Below are 19,031 nucleotides of genomic sequence, written 5' to 3'. Positions count from 1 at the left end.
CTCATATCATGACAATATTTCACTAACGATGTGATATTCGTGGTAGTTTCCCTATTTCGTGTTATCCTTTTAGTGGGTTCAGAAAACATATTTTTTAGATAAAGAGAAAGAATGGTGAATCAAATGGAAGATCAAAAGGTTGTTTTCTTCGATATTGACGGCACGCTTTTACATGAAGGTAGTTATATCCCGCCTTCTACGATTTCAGCAATTCAGGCATTGCGAGAAAACGGCGTCGAGACGTTCATCGCGACGGGACGTGGACCGGCCATGCTATCCGACATCCCAGAACGTGTCGGGATTGATAGTCTCGTTTGTTACAACGGTCAGATTGTCGTGCACAAAGGTGAAATCGTCTATCGTAACACGCTCTCGAAAGATGCACTCGGTCGCTTGACGACGCACGCTTCTTCAAATGACCATACTCTCGTCTATTTGGGTCAGGACCGTGGTGGTGCTTCAAGACCGAACGACGCCATCGTTGAACAATCGCTCGGCGAACTCGACATGCCGATCCCTTCATTCGAACCGTACTTCCACGCAGAAGAGGATGTGTATCAGACGTTACTGTATTGCACGCCTGAAGACGAGCATCATTATATCAATGCTTATCGTGAGTTCGATTTTATCCGTTGGCACCCTCATGCGATGGACGTGATCAATAAGGGAGCCAGTAAAGCAGACGGCATCCGTCACTTTATTGAGACCAACGGCTACCGTCTGGAGAATACGTATGCTTTCGGAGATGCATTGAACGACTTGGCCATGCTTCAGTATGTAGGGACAGGAATCGCCATGGGCAATGGTCGCACCGAAGCGAAAGACGTGGCGGATTTCGTCACGAAATCCATCCTTGAAGATGGGATTGAGTACGGCCTAAAGGCGATGAAGCTCATCTAAAAAAAGACCCTCGGAGTCAAACCGTCGAGTTGGATCAATCGATTCAACGATCGCGGCATCGCTCCAAAGGTCTTTTCTTTTATCTCGAACGAAGTGTGCGCTCTAGTCGATCCAAATCGGTATCCTTCCCGATGATGATCAGGATATCTTCCGATAAAATCATCTCATCCGCTTGAGGAGAAATCAGGACATCATCATCGCGACGAATCGCGACGATGTTCACCCCGTACTTCGCTCGCAAGTCCAAATCGATGAGGGATTTGTTCGATAACTTGTCCGATGCTTTAATTTCGACAATCGAATGTTCATTCGATAATTCGAGGTAGTCGAGGATACTCTGGCTCATCAATCCATTGGCAATTCGAACGCCCATATCACGCTCAGGGTGGACGATGTTATCCGCCCCGATTCGACGGAGTACTTTTTCATGGTAATCGTTCGTCGCTTTGACCGTGATGATTTGGACACCGAGTTCCTTTAAAATCAACGTCGTCAAAATGGAAGCTTGAATATTCTCCCCGATGGCGACGATCACATGTTCAAAGTTACGAATCCCTAAACTCTTTAACACATTCTCATCTGTTGTATCGGCAATCACGGCATGGGTTGCCAATCCCATAAACTCATTGACACGTTCCTCATCTGAATCGATAGCGAGGACGTCATATCCATTTGAAGACAATTCTCGGACGATCGACCCTCCAAATCGTCCTAACCCGATGACTGCAAATTCACCTGTCATGATGCTACATCCCTTTCCTACACATGTTCTCTTCTTGATTCTTCGTTCAGTGTAACTGATTCCACTTCAAAACTCTATATAAAAAACAAAACGGGATTCCCTTCAAATAAAGGAAATCCCGTTCTTACCATTATGCTTTTCCACTCGAGCGTTTACCTCGTACGTAGTCGTTGTCGAACAAGAACAAACGGAGCAAGAGATAGAGCGCCGGAACGAGTAGGAGCAACCCTAAAATGAATACGATGACAAGTGCCACCGCCATCGACTCGTTGACGACACTTCCATTAATGTCGATATACGGATACAGGATATATGGCAAGTGAGAGTATCCGTAGCCGAACCATGCCATGAAGAACTGACCCATGACCATCAAGAAGGCAATCCCGTAATTTCGTTTCATATAAACGAAGGAGACGGCGATGACGAAGAACAAGAAGCTCATCGCAAACCACCACCAGTTCCCTCCTAGGATGCTGTCGTAGTGCCACGCAGCTTGTGACTTCAACCCGAAGAAGACGAGACCCGATGCGATAATCGTCGGGACGCTCCAAAATAGAGCCCATTTCCGAACGAGTTCGACGGCATTTTGGTCACGTGCCTTGTCCGCATAGAACAAGAGGAACATGGCACTAATATAGAGGACGGAGACAATCGCCAAGATGACGACCGTCCACGAGTAGAAGTTGGTAAACAACTTCGCCCCGTCAAAGAAGACGCCGTTCTCTGTCTCTGTGATGAAACCACCTTGGCTGACAGTTAAGACCGTCGACATCGAAGCTGGGATGAGTAGTCCCGTCGCCCCATAGAGGAACATATAGAGCGTGCTTTCCTTTGACCCATAGTTAGCGAACGCATAGAAACTACCACGAATCGCAAGCAAGATTAACACGACAGACGCTGGAACGAGCAAGGCCGTACCATAGTAATATGCAGTGTCCGGAAAGAATCCGACAATCCCGACAAAGAAGAACACGAAGAATACGTTCGTGACTTCCCATGTCGGTGACAAATACCGTTTGACGAGACGGTTCACTAAGTGATCACGTTTCGTATAGCGGCTATAGAAAGCGAAGAAGCCTGCACCGAAGTCAATCGATGCGACGATGAGGTAGCCGTATAGAAACGTCCATAAGACGGCAATCCCTAATTCTTGAATTTGCATGTCATACCCTCCGATCACACTTCATCCGCAAACATCGCTTCACCACGATGCTCGGATTGTTTTAGTTCTTTTCCTACCGGATTCTCTTTGAACAGGCGTGATAGGACAACCACAGTCACTGTTCCGAGTACCGCGTAGAGGATCGCGAAAGCGACAAGCATCCAACCGACGTTCGCTGATGTCGTAGCTGCCTCACTCGTACGCATCAACTCATATAACGCCCAAGGTTGACGACCAAACTCAGCGAAGAACCAACCAAACTCAATCGCCGCCATGGCAAGAGGTCCACCGGCTGCAATCGCAAAGAGCATTGGCTTGCTGAACTGGTTCAAACGTTTAATATAGCGGCCGAGTACGAACAGGAAGGAGATGAGTGCGAGAAGCATCCCAATTCCGACCATCGCATCAAATAGATAGTGAACGAAGAGCGGCGGTTGATCTTCTTTCGCAAACTCATTGAGACCCGTCACCTCGTAGTTCGGGACTCCACCTGCAAGAATAGAGAGCGCGTAAGGAATCTTCAAGGCGCCTCGGACTTCATAGCCACCTTGCCCATCATCTTCTAACCATCCCCCCAAAATCAATTCAGCCTCGGAGGAGGTTTCGAAATGCCATTCTGCAGCTGCTAATTTATCTGGTTGATACTGAGCCAAATATTTACCTGAGAAGTCACCGACGAGCGCTGTCGCGATCGCAAAGATTAAAGCGACCGTCATCGTCAGACGAAGACCTTTCTTGTGATACTCGATTGACATCTTGTCGAGTTGATTTCGGCGTTGACGTAACAACTGAACGGCTGCGATCGCAGCTAAAATGAACGCGGATGTTAAAATAGCCGAAGTCAACACGTGTGCCATTTTCGTCGGCATGGCCGGACTGAACATCGCTTCGAGCGGGCTGACATTTGCCAATCGACCATCGACAATATCAAACCCTACAGGCTGGTTCATAAAACTGTTTACCGTTGTGATAAAGAACCCTGAGAACAATGCACCGACGGCAACCGGAATCCCGAGGAGCATGTGGTGCCACGGATTTTTAAATCGATCCCACGTGTACAAGTAAATACCAAGGAAAATCGCTTCAAAGAAGAAGGCGAACGTTTCCATGAAAAGCGGGAGCGCAATCGTTTGACCCGCAACGCGCATCAAGTTCGGCCATAGGAGTGAAAGCTGCAGACCGATGGCCGTACCCGTCACAACCCCAACCGCTACCGTCACGACATAGCCGCGCGACCAGCGTCGAGCCATGAGCGTGTATTTCGGGTCTTTTTTACGAATCCCTAAAAATTCTGCCAATAAAATTAAAAGTGGAACCCCGACGCCGAGTGTGGCAAAAATCACATGAAAACCTAATGTGAGTGCCGTCAATGCTCGACTCATCAGGACAGGATCTTGAAACATCTTTTGATTACCTCCTATCTCTCTCTATCGCTTCGAACCCATGTATGAAACGACAATCACAGATGAATACCCTTCGATACTTACATCATAATGATTTTATATTGCGCTGTAATGTCTCAATGCTCGAGTTCGCAAAATGTTCACATTTGAGCAATCGCCACAAAATCGTCGCTTTACATGAATAAATCTTTCCCTTTTTCTCACTCGTTCACTCCTTTTTGGGCACACTAAAAGCGGGCTCAATCGAGACCGCTTCGTGTTATTGAATCATGACAGTTCGGAAGTAATGGTCGAATAGATTGATGGCCACTTCGATCGAACGTTCATCCGGGTTGAGTGTCGATTGATGGAGTCCTGACCCCATATCGTTCACTCCTAACCAAACCATAAATCCGGGGACCTGTTTCAACATATATCCAAAATCCTCACCCGTCATGGCAGGGACACATGTTTTATAAGAATAGCCGACCTCTTCAACCGCTTCCTCGAATTGATAAAGATAACGTTCGTCATTGACGACTTCGTGATACCGATTGCCGAATTCAAGGTCGATTTGTACGTTATACGTCATCTCGACTCCGGCGATGATTTGACGAATCCGGCTTTCCAGTACGACCATTTCTTTGTCAGACAAGGCGCGGACCGTCCCATCCAGTTTGGCCGTATCAGCGATGATATTTTCTTTCGTTCCTGCTGCGACTTTTCCGATACTGACGACCGCACTTCCCATCGGGTCAATGTTACGAGACACAATCGTTTGCAGTTGCATGATGAGAGCGGCCTGAACGATGACAGCGTCAATTCCCGCGTGAGGGAAAGCACCATGCCCCCCTTTTCCATGAATAGTGATATGGAGCTCTCGCGCACTCGCGAACAACACGCCCGGTCGTGACGCGACCATGCCGACAGGATATTCAGGTGCGACATGTAAGCCGAACAATGCATCCGGGCGGAAGTGATAGAACAATTCTGATTTCGCCATCGGTTCGGCACCACCCGGTCCCTCTTCGGCCGGTTGGAAAAAGACGACAAGGTGATGGTTAAGCGGTTCCTCGACCGCTCGTTTAATTAATCCAAGTGCGATTGACATGTGCACATCATGTCCGCATGCATGCATCATGCCTTCGTGAATCGATGCGAACTCTAGCCCCGTCTCTTCCGTGATGGGCAGTCCATCCATATCGGCTCGATATCCAATCGTCTTCTCACCGACGAGACCATCTACACGGACGAAAAGACCTGTTCGCCAGTGCGTGATATGAACACGTGACGAATCGAGCGATCGAATCAATTGCTCAAGTGTCGCTTGTGTTTTGAACTCTTCATATCCGGCTTCCGGAATTAAATGCAGCTGTCTTCTCGCTTCAATTGCCCAATTCATAACTCAGTCTCCTTCGTAATTTCTTCGACGATCTTCCAAAACGCCTGGACTTGCGCCAGCTCCAACATCGATTCTGTTGAAAGCATCCACGTGTCCCGGACGAGCGGCACGCCACCCGACGACGTCAATGGAATCTTATTCATCTCATTCACATCTTTGATGGTCGATTCCGGAAGAATCGCGAACCCGATTCCGTGTAACGCCATCTGTTTGCATGTTTCGATTTGGTCGACGACAAGCGTCGTCAGAGGCGGGCTCGAAAACCGTTCCTGCCACCACTCTAATATTTCCTGGTAATACGTCGAGTCGCTCTTGAATTGAATAAACGAGCGCTCGTTGTTTTTTAGTTGAGAGAGGTCGGTCATTTTCAGATCGACCAAATGCAAGGAATCAGAGAACAACTTCATCCGTTCCCCTCGCCAATCCGGATTTCCTCGGATGATTCCGATATGGAAATTCTCTTCGAGCATGTAACGCATCATTTCGCTCGACCATCCGGTGACCAATTTGACACGGACGGACGGATAGCGTTCGACGAACGTCTTCAATACCTTGGGTAGCCAATACTGTCCCATGATGGAGGCGACGGCAATTTTCAACGTTCCGTACACTTCTCCTTGGTTGGCCGTCAGTTCGCCCCTTAGTTCTTGTTCTTCACTGTACATCTTTTTGGCGAACTCGATGATTTTCTCTCCATCTGGCGTCAATGCGAGCCCTCTTGTGGAGCGAACGAAAATCTTCTTCCCCCACTGATGTTCGATGGTCACGAGCCGTTGACTGAGCGCTGGTTGTGAGACAAACAATCGCTCGGCTGCTTTACGCATATTCAATTCTTCCGCAAGAATAATTAACACTTCTACTTCCGAAACTTGCATCACGTCACCTGTTTCTCTATCGTTTGAAAGATTGTATACTGAATAAGTATTTGTTTCAATGTATCATATCATGTTTAATCATCAATTTGATTGTTAGGAGGAAATCTGATGCAACGTCATCATTTCGCCTTTATCGTCGCGACCGTCACGACGCTCGGCAGCCTATATTTTTCAGAGGTCATGCTCTTTTTACCTTGTAAGTTGTGTTGGTTCCAACGCATCTTTATGTATCCACTAGCCATCTACTACTTGACTATCATGTTGACTGCACGAGACGTCAACCGCTTGTTCGTAGGGATTATGGCCGGTGCCGGATGGTGTATCAGTCTGTATCATGTCATTTTAGAACGGATCCCGAACGGCGAAGCCTTCTGTACGAACGACTGCCTGATTCGTTGGGTCAACTATTTTGGATTCGTCACCATCCCACTCCTCAGTTTCATCGCCTTCACCTGCATCCTGATCATTCAGTTCGTCCCACTTAAAAAAGCGTGAGACAACAAAGGAGAAGCTGTCTCGAGACAGCTCCTCCTTTTTTCATTGCCACCATTCGTCGTACAACGAGGCAGGCATGTGATGCTTGTGGCGTGAACGTTTGAAAATTGTCTCGATTCGCTCGGCGATTGTTGGGTCGATTGTCTTCCCTTCCAAATAGTCGTCCAGCTGATCATACGTCATACCGAGTGCGACTTCGTCAGGAAGTCCAGGGCGACCATCTTCAAGGTCGGCCGTCGGCACCTTATAAATCACACGCTCATGCGCTTCAAGTTCATGGAGAAGTGCTTTTCCTTGACGTTTGTTCAAACCGGTCAACGGTGTGAGGTCACAAGCTCCGTCACCGTGTTTTGTATAAAATCCTGTCACATATTCTGCGGCATGGTCTGTTCCGACCACAAGGGCACCGAATGTTGCCGCAATGTCGTATTGTGCCTTCATCCGCTCACGTGCCTTCGTGTTCCCTTTATGGAAGTCACTCAATTCGAGGCCCGTTGCACGGTGAAACGCTTCAACCGATGCGTCAACAGCAGGCTTGATGTTGACAGTGAACGATTTGTCCGGACGAATGAACTCAAGCGCAAGTTGTGCGTCATGCTCATCGTGTTGCTCACCATACGGCAATCTGATTGCATAAAATGTATACTCGTCACCCGTTTCTTCTCGAAGCTCTTCCATGGCGAGTTGACATAGCTTTCCGGCAAGGCTCGAGTCTTGCCCGCCTGAGATCCCTAGGACGAGTCCTTTCGCACCAGCCCGTTTCACATATGCTTTCAAGAAGTCGATACGTTGACGAATTTCTTCTTTCGGGTTGATGGTCGGTTTGACATGTGTTGATTCAATGATATGTTGTTGCATGGATTACCCTCCCACTATGCTCTCATTTTGCTTTATTGTCTGATAATCCTTATACCCCGTCAACTAGCGTCTCAAAAAGAAAGACGGAAACAACAGTTTCCGCCATGGTTTTATTGAACTTTAAATGATGTGACCTCTCCACCGATTGGTGTCATCTCTAAGAACAATGGTTGATCTTTCGCCGGTGCTTCATCGAGCAATACCCCAAACGAGAAGCCACCGCCGGTCACTTCGGCTGCACCTTGAGCGTAGACATTATGTCCGTCTGATACAGACCACTCAAACTCGACCTCATCCGTATACCCGCTCACTTGAATCATCGTGTCATTCAAGTCAATTTGTACATCACGGAACGCGCCGTCCGACTGCGGCTCTGTTGCAGGCGTTTCTTCCGGTGTTTCTGACGTACCTTCATCCGGAGTTTCTGTTGTAGCAGATTCAACGGTGAACGTCGTCTCATCTGTCACAGCAATTTCAGGTGCCCCGTCAACTTGACCGAGCCCAATCACTTCGACCGAATATTCGCCTGGTTCTAATGTCAATGGGAAGACTTCGTCGAATACTTTTTTATCATTCGCTTCCCATTTTTCCTCAATTACAGATTCTGTGAACATATAATCACTTCCGTAATCAAATACGGTTTGATCCCCTTTTTTGACAACTAACTGAAAACGTTGCGACGAATTAAACGTTACATCGACTGCTTCCTCATTTGGGTTTGTCATCGAAATTGTAGCTGATAACGTTTTTGCCGACGCATCGTATGCCATTTCCGTGTCGAGCGTCAATGGAGCCGGTGGTTCAGACGAATCACTGTTTACTTGACTCGGTTTCGCCTCTTCTTTCCCACATCCCGCTACGACTAATAAGATTGCCGTCACTACGGCGAGCAACCAAGTTTTCTTCATGAATCCCACTCTCCTCAACAAAATAAAAAACGTCTATAGCACTAGTGTATACAATGTGCAGACGTTTGTAATGATTTTCCTTATATTATTTACCTTTTTTACGAAACTTTAGTTTGTTCCATGTATTGTTGCCAACCGGTCATGAACAATGAATCTGCGATATCGAGATCAGACCGGACTTGAGCCGTGATAGAGAACGTCTCACTATGCATCGATTCAAACGTGACGACCATCGTTTCTCCTACTACTTCCTTATAAGCTACAAGTTCAGGCGTTTCTGCAAACAATATCATAAGTATGGCTCCTTTGTTCATCTGTGATAAACCTAGTGTACCAATCTGAAACCAAGATATATGTCCTATCGTTCGACAGCACAACAATGACATTTTACCTATTGTCGAAACGTTTACATCAAATGTTAGTCATTTGGGGAAATGTGCATATGATTTTATGAAAAAAGGGAGCAATCCGCACTGCAGACGCTCCTCTTTACCTTAAATTGTAAATCAATTTGATTCAATACATGTCGAACGAAATCTCATTTCGACCGGTTCGAAATTTGTTGCCATACTGTCCCGAGCGCTGTCTCGCCGCTCGTGATCCGCTCTTTCGCAAGTCGCGCTTGTAAAGAGACCTCGAACTCGCGGTCTTCCTCCGCAATTGACAAGGCAGGTACAGCCCGCTCATCTCCACAATCGAATAAGAAACGAGCCGCTCGCCAACGTACGAGTTTGTTTTTATCCTTTAACGCCTCAATCATGGAAGGTTGGGACTGAGGTAACGCCCAGTCAGAGACCGTATCCCCAGCCGTCCGCCGCACAATAGGAGAAGCGTCCACTAAGGCTTGTTCGATATATGTGACATATTCCTCACGTCGCTCTTCAAACATCCCGATCATGACGACCGCCTGTCGACGGATTGCCATCACGGAATCTTCCAAGGCACGACGGAAATAAGGCATGTTTTCATGTTGGATTTCGAGTTCATCCAAGAATGCCATCCGATCTTTCCAATTATCCGACTGCAGATGGTTCGCGTTCGCCTCAAAATCCGCTTCACGACCAAACGCCCGGGCCACGATCCGCTCGATGCGCTCTTCAGGATACGCCGCTTCCAATTCTTCTTGTGCGACGACACTGACTTCATCCAATTCACCATAGCGTGGGGCTTGTTCTACCCAACGACGGTCTTGAATGACATTCTTCACTTGTGCTTGAACTTCCATCGCTGCATCGACGAATCGTTTCGACAATCCGATTCGTTTTTCCTCGTCCCCTTTGACGAGTTTTAATTGCATTGGTACATCGAGCACGAATTGAACGGATACATGGACCGGTTCATAGTCCGTATCCATCTTTGTGGATTCGACTTCCTCAACTTGTTCCCCGAACGCCCGTCGGATTTCATTCATGACGTCATGCCAATCATGTTTCGGATGTCGCTCGACAGCGAGAAAATCAGACACGGCGTAAACGGATTTGACGCCTCGAAGCCCGATGATTTCTTGAATGATGGCCGGGGCATCCGTACTCGCTTTATCGTACGTTGTGCCTCTCCCTTCAAACGGAGGGTCCACAATGATTTTCAAGTTATTCGGACTTGGTGTCGGTTCGATTGCTACTAGTTTCATCCTCATCACCTCACTTTTCATCGTGACGAAAATGACAAAAAAACGCAAGCGAGTCGCTTGCGTTCAATCAACCATCTATTTACTTAAAACAACGCGATAAACTGTTGGAGTGAATACGTCGTCCCATCCACAGTAAACGTATCGTCCTCTGAAATCGGTTCAAGGAAGAAACGTTTTTCACCATCTTCTTTCACGTAACCAAAAATATGATTGGATTGATAGAACAATTCAACAATCGTCATCCGTCCAAATGTCATCCCATCGTTCATTACCGCCCGATCACCCAATTCGCCGCCATTGTACAGTTCGATGTAAGTTTCCATTTTGGTGTCGCTCCTCTTGTGTTTGTTTTCACAATTCCTTTCTATCAAACAACATGAGCGACTTCAAGTTAATTTTTTGCGTTACGCTTCCAAAATTCAATCCATTTACGATATTCCAATAATGTTTTGTTGATTTGATTAATCGACTTCTCATCATGCAACCCGCTATCATCAATCTTTTCTTTACAATGCGTGATGAAAATTTCGTTTCCCGGTAAAACATTTGCACGATTTGTGGCAAATACTTGTCGGAGATGGATTTGGCATCTGGCGGTTCCAAGTATGCCCGGCGAGGCCCCGGCGATCATGACCGGTTTATCCCGAAGTGGCGTTCCCGGCTCGAGCGAAAGCCAGTCGATTGCATTCTTCAGGACGCCCGGGATGCTATGGTTATATTCAGGGGTGACAATCAATAACCCATCAGCTTCCCGAACAGCTTGCTTCAATGCGGCCACAACTTCCGGTTCATCCGGATCAATCAAATCGTCATTGAACAGTGGAAGTTCGATGGAGACGACTTCAATGTCGAAATCCTCTTGAGCCAGTTCAATGATCGAATGCAAAAGAGCGGTATTAAAAGATTTCTTGCGAAGACTTCCTGACATAGCGATTAATTTATACTTTTCCATGTTCTACCTCCTGCATCCATTCGTTCACGATTTTCGCTTCTTCTTCAGGGGCTTCCATCATCCCCATATGACTGAACGGAACGATTGCTTTCGTATGTCGTGACGCACCTAAAAACGCCCGCTCTTCATTCATATTCGGGTCTTTTGAGCCGTAAATGAATAGGCCGGGGAGGTCAGTCTTTTCGATGGTGTCCACTTCGTCTTCACGATCGCGGATTGCCTGTTGCGCGTTCACGATTCCCTCGACCGTCATTTCATATCCGATTGCGATCGCTTGTTGGATGAGCGCCGGGTCGGAATCGCTTGAGAAGACATTTGGAATCATTCCGTCAATAAACGGCTCGATCCCTTCTTCGATGACTTGATGGATGGCACCGTTTCGCTTTTCCCGCGCCGCTTCTGTATCAGCGGCCGCCGTCGAGTGAATCAATCCAAATCCCGATATTTCTGTTCCATAGCGACGCACGAGGTTAGTCGTCACATAGCCTCCGAATGAATGCCCACATACGAGCGGACGGTCAAGACCCCGAAGACGAATTTCTCCGATGACCCAGTCCGCAAATTGATCCATCGTTTCTGGTCCCACGTCCGTCCCGGCATGACCAGGTAATGTGAGCGCGTGAACTTCGGCATTCAATAACGGTTCCAACTGTTCAAAGTACTTTGGAGAACCGCACAGCCCATGTAGCAATACGAGTGCTTTCATATCATCGAGTGCTCCTTTTCTTCCCATTCTGTTTTGAGTAGCCGATACATCGTCAAATCCATGAATCGGCCATGGCTATATGCATAATCTTGTAGAAGTCCTTCTTCAATAAATCCCAATTTTTGAACGAGTCGATTCGACCCTTCATTCCCTGGTGCGACCAACGCAGAGATTCGATGAAACTTGAATTCTTCAAAACCATATTGGATGACAGCTGAAGCAGCTTCGAAAGCCACCCCTTGTCTCCAATAATGAGGGGAAACCTCAAACCCGATTTCGGCGCGATAATATTGGGGCGTCCAATTATGAAATCCAATCGTTCCGACCAATTCGTTCGTCATCCGATCGCATATCGCCCAACGAATGGCCTTCCCTTGCTGAAATTGATCTTTAAAGTAAGCGATCACGTTCTTCGCCTCATAGACGGCAAGCAACGGGTCCGACCCATAATATCGCATCACTTCCTCAGTGGATAAAATGGTATAAAGTGCTCTAGCATCACGCGGTTCTAGCTCTCGCAGGATAAACCGGGGCGTAGCGAGCTCAGGAAAACTACGTTTTAATCCCCACATGTGGAACCCGCCTTTCCTATTCGTTTCCTCAATTATACTTCTATTTTCCCAAATGTATCGAACTCAACCCTCTGGTACCGTCTCAAGATGGCAGAAAACACGTGTTTTTGCTACTATAATCGTAGTATGTCAAACTGAGGGGATACCATATGTCAAAACAACTCTTTTATTTGAAGCAAGACCGGGACGTCCAACGCTTCACACTGCATGGTGTGACGTTGGCGGATGTAACAGAAGCGCTTTCCGTGACGAGACCGATGATTATTTGTCGAACGGACATCAAAGGGATGAGACAATCCTCGAGGTCGCGTTTCCGTTATATTGAAGCGCACGAACTATCTTCGTTCTCGTCTAAGTATTTGAATAACCAAACAACGTTTACAGCGATCGATTTTCCGGACTACAATACGCTCGAAACTCTGTCCGATCATGAAATTGCAGAAATCTTGTTTTTAAGTCATATGGAACGCGGAATCAAGAAGCCGTTCTTGGATTCGCTCGATAATGAGATTGTGTTCTTCAATGAAGCAAACGATCGACATAGCAGTCTTTACATTCGCGATTGGTCGACAATCAATCGTTTCGTCCAAAACATGTTGCAAAGTAAACTTGATCGTGACATTCGTAACATCAGTTTTGTTCCGATTCCACTTCCCGTCATCGATGAATTACTCGATTTGGCACCTCAAGGTCTGATCATCGATTTCGATCATACGAAACGCAGTTTGTTCAATCGACAAATCGTCATCTCATTCTATGTAGCGGGCCGTTATGAAGACATGTCTGTTCTTGAAGAAGACTTCGATGCGAAGAAAGAATCCATCGCCTTAAAAGGGCAATTGTTGTACCGTCGTCGTACATGGCAGATTGAACGATTATAAGGTCATACATGTAATGAATAGTTGTGAACCTCCCGAAACGAGGTTCTTTTTTGTTATTTTCAGACCGATTGTTTCAACCTTCTTCCTATACTGGACAGGGTTGAACGCTATTCTTAAAAATTGATAACAAATTGTCTTAATTTTTTGTTAAATTAACACTTTTCTTTTTCGAACGAGGCGTTATACTAGGAATAACCTTCTGGAGGAATGGAAGGCAATATAGAGAAAGCGAGGTGAAAATCTATTCATCACGCGATGGATAGATACACGAAATGGAACAACTGAAAGTACAAGGAGTCTCATCGTTCACCAAGTTTGCGACGAATGGAAAAATGCTGAAACTTAAAGATGCTCACGCAGGGGAACAACGCATTTCACTACAGGATGCGACGGATATTCAAGTCTCTCTGCTCGACGAAGACCATTCGCGCTTCACTATATTTGGTCACGCTCACCCTCTTGTGGAGCTGACCCTTCCTCACAACTCTTGTGAAGTCCTCTATGCTTGGTTACTACACAAGATGAAACGACAAAAAATCAAACTCGCTTCAAACGCTTAAACAAAACAAGGTCTGCTCTCCATGTGGGAGGCAGACCTTGTTTTGACTGAAGTCATTTCATTCCTTCGTCTCTTCCAATGATGAATTCGCCGTGACCGGGTTTCTGCGATAAATCGTCACGCCACCGTGCTTGGCCTCTCCTACTACTTGAAAGAGCCAACCTTTCTCAATCAAAATGGTTCGAACGGATAAAAACTCTTCGCGTGGTACGTTCACTTCATCCACTTGTCCGTCTAATAATTGCTGAAATGTCGTTTCCCAATCAGTCATGTTGATTCTCCTTACGTAAGTCTTCATCATGCATCCATTCGAACAGGCGCCGTCCGGATTCTAAGCGATCCGTCTTGTCTAACAATGTTGCCGGGACGATCCGCGTCGCATCAATCGACTCATCACCGGCAAAAGCGACTGGTTCATTCGTCATCTGTTCAATATATTGAAGTGCGAACAATAAAATCGATTTTTCTGTATCCAATCCACTTTCCCGTAGCACAACATCAAATGACTCATCTCGTTTATTGTCCACTAGTAACGTCCGTCCCCCGTCGAGGAGAGCCCATGATGGCACAGCATCGACATGAAATACTTCATATGCGCGATAGGTCTGCTCATCACACAGTAAAAGGGGAACAAAGCGACGTCGGCTCGTCCATTTCTTTAACTGAAACAAAATTTTCATCGAGGTGAACCACGTCGCCCCATCTCGATCTTTTTCCACTAAAATCGTGGGAACTGATGCCTCATCCGCTTCATTTTTTTGAACGAATAACCATTTTTCTACATCTACCACGACGATCAAATCGTTTTCCTCCTTATGATCCATTCAGACAATGCAATCATCGTCAACGCAACGAGCCAACCGCCGAGCACGTCACTGAAGTAATGGACGTTCAAGATGACACGGCTGAGCGAAACCGCGAGGACGAGGCACAAGAGAATGAAGATGACGACTTTCGACTGTTTCTTTCGATACAGTACATAAGCTGTCAATCCATATAGGGCCAGCGACCCTGAGGCGTGTCCACTCGGAAAACTGTATGTCGTTGCATCGAGGGATGCATCAATGAGCGGTCGATCGATTCCGTAGACGAGCTTTAGCACCTGGGTAAACAGAAGTGTCCCAATTCCAACGAGCGCTAGTCGCCACGCTTCAATACGGTCCCCGCGCCAATACCAAAACAACAACCCTAATATGGAGAGCCCCACAATGACCTGTGCACTCCCGAGCTCTGTCACGTAGGCAAACACTCGATCCGGTAGCGGTTGTAACCATTCATATACGAATGTGTTCATTGGATCGACCGCCCCTAAAACGACAAACACCGACACGATCACATAAGCGACCGTCCCGGTGATGACCACCATTTGCGGTGTCCACTTCATCAATACAACCCTTTTCTTTCACGCATCTCTTCTTCTCCGAAATCGACCATATCTCGCAATCGGTGCGCCAATCGTCCTGAAGCGTTGGCAGCGATGGCACCGACGAGATCGTCCATGAACGTATGGACTTGCCCATCATCCATCTTCGTGTCGAGTTGTTTGATGATACCGATTTTTGCCTTGTCTAAGTATCCGAAAGTCGTAACGGCAATCGAACCATATGTGTTGACGGCACCGATTGCAATCGTCTCGTCCACTCCAAATAAACCTTCGTCTGAGGCGATAATCGACAGAAGCGGTTCAGATAATTGGCCTTTTTCAGCCAACATGTCGAGCTCTGAACCAACAAGAATCGCATGTTGTAGTTCACGTTTGTCAAGAACCGCCTCGACAGAATCCATACAATCTTTTAAAGAAAGATGCGGCGAGTAAGGTGCCTGCATCTGGTATACGATTTCAGCAATCGATTCAATCGTGACCCCGCGTTCGAGCAAACGAGCACGAGCCGCTTCTCGGACGTCACGTGAGTGTGGTACGTGTTTCATAATAGGCGCAGGATCGAAATCCCGCTTCACATCCCTTCGTTCAGAGAGTCATCGTCTCTCTATATGATATAACCATTATACTGAAAAATTGAAAAAAGACGAACCCTGCTTTGACTTCCCACATTAAATCGGTCATCATTAACTTGTAGGTTAAACGATCAAAGGGGGAAGAGGAATGAAGATTGGGGTAGTCTTATTTCCGTCTAAACAAGTGCAAGATTTTGCGAACTCTTATCGAAAACGCTATGACACAAAATATGCGTTGATTTCACCTCACGTGACCATTAAAGAACGGACAGAGGTGTCAGAAGAAGACTTGCCGAAAGTACTCGAGTACTTGCAACAAGTTGCGGATTCGACTAAACCGATTCAGTTAAAAGTCGATGGCGTTCGGTCTTTCGCACCAACGAACAATGTCTTGTATTTAAAAGTGTTGCCGACACGTGATCTGTCGACTCTTCAGCAACGATTGCATGAAGGTGTGCTAAGCCAAGCACCGAAATATGAATTCTTGCCACACATCACGATTGGTCAAGATTTGACCGATGCCGAGCTGTTCGACGTCCTCGAACGGATGCGTATGGAGCAGGTTCATTTCGAAGAGACGATCACTCGGATGGCCGTCATGTATGAACTCGAAAATGAAACATGGAACGTCTATGAGACGTTCCGTTTCCGAGGCTAACCTTATATGCTCCGGTCGACATAGCGACCGGGGTTTTTTTCTTGCTCTTCTTCAAGCCATTCTTCACGTCGAGGTCGGATTCGTTGGACACGTTTGATTCGTGTCACCGGTTCGATGCTCGCTCGACCTGATGGCTGGACTTGTCGGTTGACGTATTGCACGACAGTAAAATCAATCTGATAAGGACCCATGATCTGACCTCCTTCATAGGTCCTTACCCGATTTATTCACGAGGTAATACAAAAATGGCGCATCACTGCGCCATTCCCCAAACTTATAAAATATGGTATCCGCTATCTACGTGAATAACTTCGCCGGTCACGCCGCTTCCCATTCCCGAGAGGAGGAAGAGACCTGTCGAAGCCACTTCTTCTGCCGAAACATTTCGACGCAACGGCGCCTTCTGTTCAAGTTCAGAAAGGATACTGTTGAAATCGCCGACCCCTTTGGCTGACAATGTACGAATCGGACCAGCTGAAATGGCGTTGACACGCACACCGTGGGGACCGTATTCGTTCGCCAAATACTTGACGCTCGAATCAAGGGCCGCTTTAGCGACACCCATCAAGTTGTAGTTCGGAACGACACGCTCGCCGCCGAGGTACGTGAGTGTGATCACCGAGGCGTCTTGTGCGAAGTAAGGCTTCGCCGCTTTCACAACTGCCGTCAAACTATATGCTGAGATGTCTAACGCCTGTGCGAACTGACCACGTGTCATTTCTGAAAATTCACCGCGCAATGCTTCTTTGTCAGCAAACGCGATCGAATGCGCGATTCCTTGAATCTCGCCCGCTTGTTCGTGAATCGAACGGAATGTTGAATCAATCGCTTCGTCATTCGTCACATCACACTCAAGTAGGATCGCTTCTTGCTTCAACTCACTTGCGAGTGACTCGAGACCCGATTTGAATCGTTCTGCCGCATACGTTAACACGAGCTTCGCCCCTGCCTCATCAAGTGTTTTGGCAATGGCCCATGCAATCGAGCGCTTGTTGGCAATCCCCATGACGACGTACGTTTTATTCGTTAATGTTGGAAAAATTGACATCATAAACTCCCCTTTTTAGTACCTGGTGATAATATCTGTTCTCAGATTACAGAAAGGTTTCTGTTTTGTCAACCGACTCGTTACGTATTGCGATTTTTTTAAGTTGCGGTAAGATAAAATACGTATAGAAAGGGTGATTCGACTCCATTATGAACCGTATACAATCATATTTTAAAAGTTTAGATACGACACTGTTGACCATCGTCTTCCTATTGATGATCATCAGTCTCGGTGCAATCTATACCGCTCAACCGATGTTGCCAACGCGACTTCAACATATCAACTTCGCTCTTGAACAAGGCATTCGTTATGTCATCGGCTTTTTTGCGATGTTCGCGATCATGACGATCGAATATGAGCAACTCCGGAAAATCCATTGGTACTTATACGCATTCGGTCTACTTCTGCTCGTCGGTCTGATTCCGCTTCGTGACACGTCGCTCGTACCGAACATCAATGGGGCGTATGGATGGTATAATGTGCCTGGATTCAGTTTCCAGCCGGCCGAATTCATGAAGCTCTTTTTATTGATTTCCATGTCGACTATCGTCTACGAGCACAATAAACGTTATGGCTCGTCACAACTCGATACGTGGCTCCTCGTGAAATTGGTATTAGTGGCCATCCCGCCTCTCGGTCTGATTGTGACACAACCGGACTTAGGGACCGGGCTCGTCTTGATGACGATGCTCGGCGCCATCATCATCGTCTCGGGAATCGGTTGGAAGTGGCTTCTCGGTCTCTTCAGCGCCGCGGCTTTGACCATCGGCACGTTCATGTATCTGTTCTTTGCCCATTTCGAAGTCTTGCAAGCGTTCGTACCTGGACACGCGCTCAACCGCTTCCAGGCCTGGATATATCCATACGAATATTCAGATGACTTGGCATTCCAATTGATCAAATCACTACAGGCGATTGGTTCTGGACAGATGTTCGGGGCGGGATACGGTCAAGGACTCGTCTATTTACCGGAATCTCAAACGGACTTCATATTTGCCGTTATCGCAGAACACTATGGGTTCATCGGCGCAGCTCTCGTGATCATCGTCTTCTTCCTATTCCTCTATCGGATGATTCACATTGCATTAGAGTCTAGTAGCGCGTTCGGAAGTTATATCGTCACTGGCGTCATCGCCATGTTCACGTTCCAGGTGTTCCAAAACATCGGTATGACGATCGGCGTCTTGCCAATCACCGGACTCACCCTTCCGTTCGTCAGTTACGGGGGGACAGGGATTATCATGAACATGATCGCCATCGGTCTCGTCATGAACGTGGCCTCTAAATCAAAAACCTATATGTTTGATGATGATTGATTGGACTAACGTCGCAAAGGATCAAAGCA

Annotated in this window: 25 protein-coding genes; 6 read left to right on the top strand and 19 right to left on the bottom strand. The window is 46.9% G+C overall.

Features of this window, described 5'->3' with window-relative positions:
- Positions 1-111: 111 nt before the first annotated feature.
- The gene (locus KNO65_RS06790; RefSeq protein WP_214782786.1) at positions 112-900 is read left to right on the top strand and encodes a Cof-type HAD-IIB family hydrolase; all 789 of its coding nucleotides are present in this window, start codon (positions 112-114) and stop codon (positions 898-900) included.
- A gap of 79 nt (positions 901-979) precedes the next feature.
- On the opposite strand, the gene KNO65_RS06785 is transcribed toward KNO65_RS06790, so the two are convergent.
- The 5 genes from KNO65_RS06785 to KNO65_RS06765 all read right to left on the bottom strand — a co-directional run bounded on the left by KNO65_RS06785 (position 980) and on the right by KNO65_RS06765 (position 6,463).
- A complete protein-coding gene (locus KNO65_RS06785) occupies positions 980-1,642 on the bottom strand; it encodes a potassium channel family protein (protein WP_015881252.1) in 663 nt (220 codons plus the stop codon).
- A 130-nt stretch (positions 1,643-1,772) separates the two neighbouring features.
- The gene (locus KNO65_RS06780) at positions 1,773-2,804 is read right to left on the bottom strand and encodes a cytochrome d ubiquinol oxidase subunit II (RefSeq protein WP_214782783.1); all 1,032 of its coding nucleotides are present in this window, start codon (positions 2,802-2,804) and stop codon (positions 1,773-1,775) included.
- A 14-nt stretch (positions 2,805-2,818) separates the two neighbouring features.
- A complete protein-coding gene (locus tag KNO65_RS06775) occupies positions 2,819-4,207 on the bottom strand; it encodes a cytochrome ubiquinol oxidase subunit I (RefSeq protein WP_074037383.1) in 1,389 nt (462 codons plus the stop codon).
- 259 nt (positions 4,208-4,466) lie between these two features.
- Positions 4,467-5,588 (bottom strand): N-acetyldiaminopimelate deacetylase, encoded by a 1,122-nt coding sequence (locus KNO65_RS06770; RefSeq protein ID WP_047795459.1) that lies wholly within the window; start codon positions 5,586-5,588, stop codon positions 4,467-4,469.
- The gene (locus KNO65_RS06765) at positions 5,585-6,463 is read right to left on the bottom strand and encodes a transcriptional regulator CcpC (protein WP_031421506.1); all 879 of its coding nucleotides are present in this window, start codon (positions 6,461-6,463) and stop codon (positions 5,585-5,587) included. Before KNO65_RS06765 ends, KNO65_RS06770 begins: the two co-directional genes overlap by 4 nt.
- Before the next feature lie 108 nt (positions 6,464-6,571).
- Between KNO65_RS06765 and KNO65_RS06760 the strand changes: the two genes are divergently transcribed.
- Positions 6,572-6,958: a disulfide bond formation protein B gene (locus tag KNO65_RS06760; protein WP_214782780.1), complete on the top strand. Its 387-nt coding sequence runs from the start codon at positions 6,572-6,574 to the stop codon at positions 6,956-6,958.
- Positions 6,959-7,000: 42 nt separating this feature from the next.
- Here KNO65_RS06760 and nadE read toward each other — a convergent pair whose 3' ends face one another.
- The 8 genes from nadE to KNO65_RS06720 form a co-directional block, all read right to left on the bottom strand.
- Complete coding sequence (gene nadE / locus KNO65_RS06755; protein WP_015881246.1) at positions 7,001-7,816, bottom strand: ammonia-dependent NAD(+) synthetase; 816 nt, start codon at positions 7,814-7,816, stop codon at positions 7,001-7,003.
- A gap of 110 nt (positions 7,817-7,926) precedes the next feature.
- Positions 7,927-8,724: a BsuPI-related putative proteinase inhibitor gene (locus KNO65_RS06750; RefSeq protein ID WP_015881245.1), complete on the bottom strand. Its 798-nt coding sequence runs from the start codon at positions 8,722-8,724 to the stop codon at positions 7,927-7,929.
- 98 nt (positions 8,725-8,822) lie between these two features.
- Positions 8,823-9,017: a hypothetical protein gene (locus KNO65_RS06745; protein ID WP_015881244.1), complete on the bottom strand. Its 195-nt coding sequence runs from the start codon at positions 9,015-9,017 to the stop codon at positions 8,823-8,825.
- A 245-nt stretch (positions 9,018-9,262) separates the two neighbouring features.
- Positions 9,263-10,354: a virulence factor gene (locus KNO65_RS06740; RefSeq protein ID WP_015881243.1), complete on the bottom strand. Its 1,092-nt coding sequence runs from the start codon at positions 10,352-10,354 to the stop codon at positions 9,263-9,265.
- 83 nt (positions 10,355-10,437) lie between these two features.
- Entirely contained in the window at positions 10,438-10,677 is a 240-nt protein-coding gene (locus KNO65_RS06735) for a hypothetical protein (protein WP_015881242.1), read from the bottom strand.
- A gap of 68 nt (positions 10,678-10,745) precedes the next feature.
- Positions 10,746-11,306, bottom strand: a complete 561-nt coding sequence (locus KNO65_RS06730) for an NADPH-dependent FMN reductase (RefSeq protein ID WP_214775837.1) — start codon at positions 11,304-11,306, stop codon at positions 10,746-10,748.
- Entirely contained in the window at positions 11,293-12,012 is a 720-nt protein-coding gene (locus KNO65_RS06725; protein WP_214782777.1) for an alpha/beta fold hydrolase, read from the bottom strand. Before KNO65_RS06725 ends, KNO65_RS06730 begins: the two co-directional genes overlap by 14 nt.
- On the bottom strand, positions 12,009-12,584 hold the full coding sequence (locus tag KNO65_RS06720; protein WP_015881239.1) for a GNAT family N-acetyltransferase: 576 nt from the start codon (positions 12,582-12,584) through the stop codon (positions 12,009-12,011). Before KNO65_RS06720 ends, KNO65_RS06725 begins: the two co-directional genes overlap by 4 nt.
- Before the next feature lie 149 nt (positions 12,585-12,733).
- Here KNO65_RS06720 and KNO65_RS06715 point away from each other — a divergent pair, with 149 nt between their 5' ends.
- Both KNO65_RS06715 and KNO65_RS06710 read left to right on the top strand, forming a co-directional pair.
- Positions 12,734-13,465 (top strand): hypothetical protein, encoded by a 732-nt coding sequence (locus KNO65_RS06715; protein ID WP_015881238.1) that lies wholly within the window; start codon positions 12,734-12,736, stop codon positions 13,463-13,465.
- A gap of 272 nt (positions 13,466-13,737) precedes the next feature.
- Positions 13,738-14,025, top strand: a complete 288-nt coding sequence (locus KNO65_RS06710; RefSeq protein WP_015881237.1) for a hypothetical protein — start codon at positions 13,738-13,740, stop codon at positions 14,023-14,025.
- 57 nt (positions 14,026-14,082) lie between these two features.
- Here the strand turns inward: KNO65_RS06710 and KNO65_RS06705 are convergent, their stop codons facing one another.
- The 4 genes from KNO65_RS06705 to KNO65_RS06690 are packed head-to-tail and all read right to left on the bottom strand — an operon-like array spanning position 14,083 to position 15,953.
- Complete coding sequence (locus KNO65_RS06705) at positions 14,083-14,295, bottom strand: hypothetical protein (protein WP_214782774.1); 213 nt, start codon at positions 14,293-14,295, stop codon at positions 14,083-14,085.
- Entirely contained in the window at positions 14,288-14,824 is a 537-nt protein-coding gene (locus KNO65_RS06700; protein WP_214782771.1) for a hypothetical protein, read from the bottom strand. Before KNO65_RS06700 ends, KNO65_RS06705 begins: the two co-directional genes overlap by 8 nt.
- Entirely contained in the window at positions 14,821-15,408 is a 588-nt protein-coding gene (locus tag KNO65_RS06695) for a phosphatase PAP2 family protein (RefSeq protein WP_078146612.1), read from the bottom strand. Before KNO65_RS06695 ends, KNO65_RS06700 begins: the two co-directional genes overlap by 4 nt.
- Positions 15,408-15,953: a phosphatidylglycerophosphatase A family protein gene (locus KNO65_RS06690; protein ID WP_015881233.1), complete on the bottom strand. Its 546-nt coding sequence runs from the start codon at positions 15,951-15,953 to the stop codon at positions 15,408-15,410. The genes KNO65_RS06695 and KNO65_RS06690 overlap by 1 nt, the downstream gene beginning before the upstream one ends.
- Before the next feature lie 175 nt (positions 15,954-16,128).
- Between KNO65_RS06690 and KNO65_RS06685 the strand changes: the two genes are divergently transcribed.
- Positions 16,129-16,638: a YjcG family protein gene (locus KNO65_RS06685; protein WP_047795466.1), complete on the top strand. Its 510-nt coding sequence runs from the start codon at positions 16,129-16,131 to the stop codon at positions 16,636-16,638.
- Between the two features lie 2 nt (positions 16,639-16,640).
- Here the strand turns inward: KNO65_RS06685 and KNO65_RS06680 are convergent, their stop codons facing one another.
- The gene (locus tag KNO65_RS06680) at positions 16,641-16,829 is read right to left on the bottom strand and encodes a hypothetical protein (RefSeq protein ID WP_015881231.1); all 189 of its coding nucleotides are present in this window, start codon (positions 16,827-16,829) and stop codon (positions 16,641-16,643) included.
- Between the two features lie 83 nt (positions 16,830-16,912).
- Positions 16,913-17,686: an enoyl-ACP reductase FabI gene (gene fabI, locus KNO65_RS06675; protein ID WP_015881230.1), complete on the bottom strand. Its 774-nt coding sequence runs from the start codon at positions 17,684-17,686 to the stop codon at positions 16,913-16,915.
- Positions 17,687-17,835: 149 nt separating this feature from the next.
- Between fabI and KNO65_RS06670 the strand changes: the two genes are divergently transcribed.
- Positions 17,836-19,002, top strand: coding sequence for an FtsW/RodA/SpoVE family cell cycle protein (locus tag KNO65_RS06670; RefSeq protein WP_031421494.1), 1,167 nt, complete (start codon positions 17,836-17,838; stop codon positions 19,000-19,002).
- Positions 19,003-19,031 lie beyond the last annotated feature (29 nt).

It is taken from the genome of Exiguobacterium sp. S3 (genome assembly GCF_018617295.1).
Classification (GTDB): Bacteria; Bacillota; Bacilli; order Exiguobacteriales; family Exiguobacteriaceae; genus Exiguobacterium; species Exiguobacterium profundum.
The sequence above is the reverse complement of the archived record's forward strand: the minus strand, read 5'-3'. Positions and strand labels throughout refer to the sequence as shown.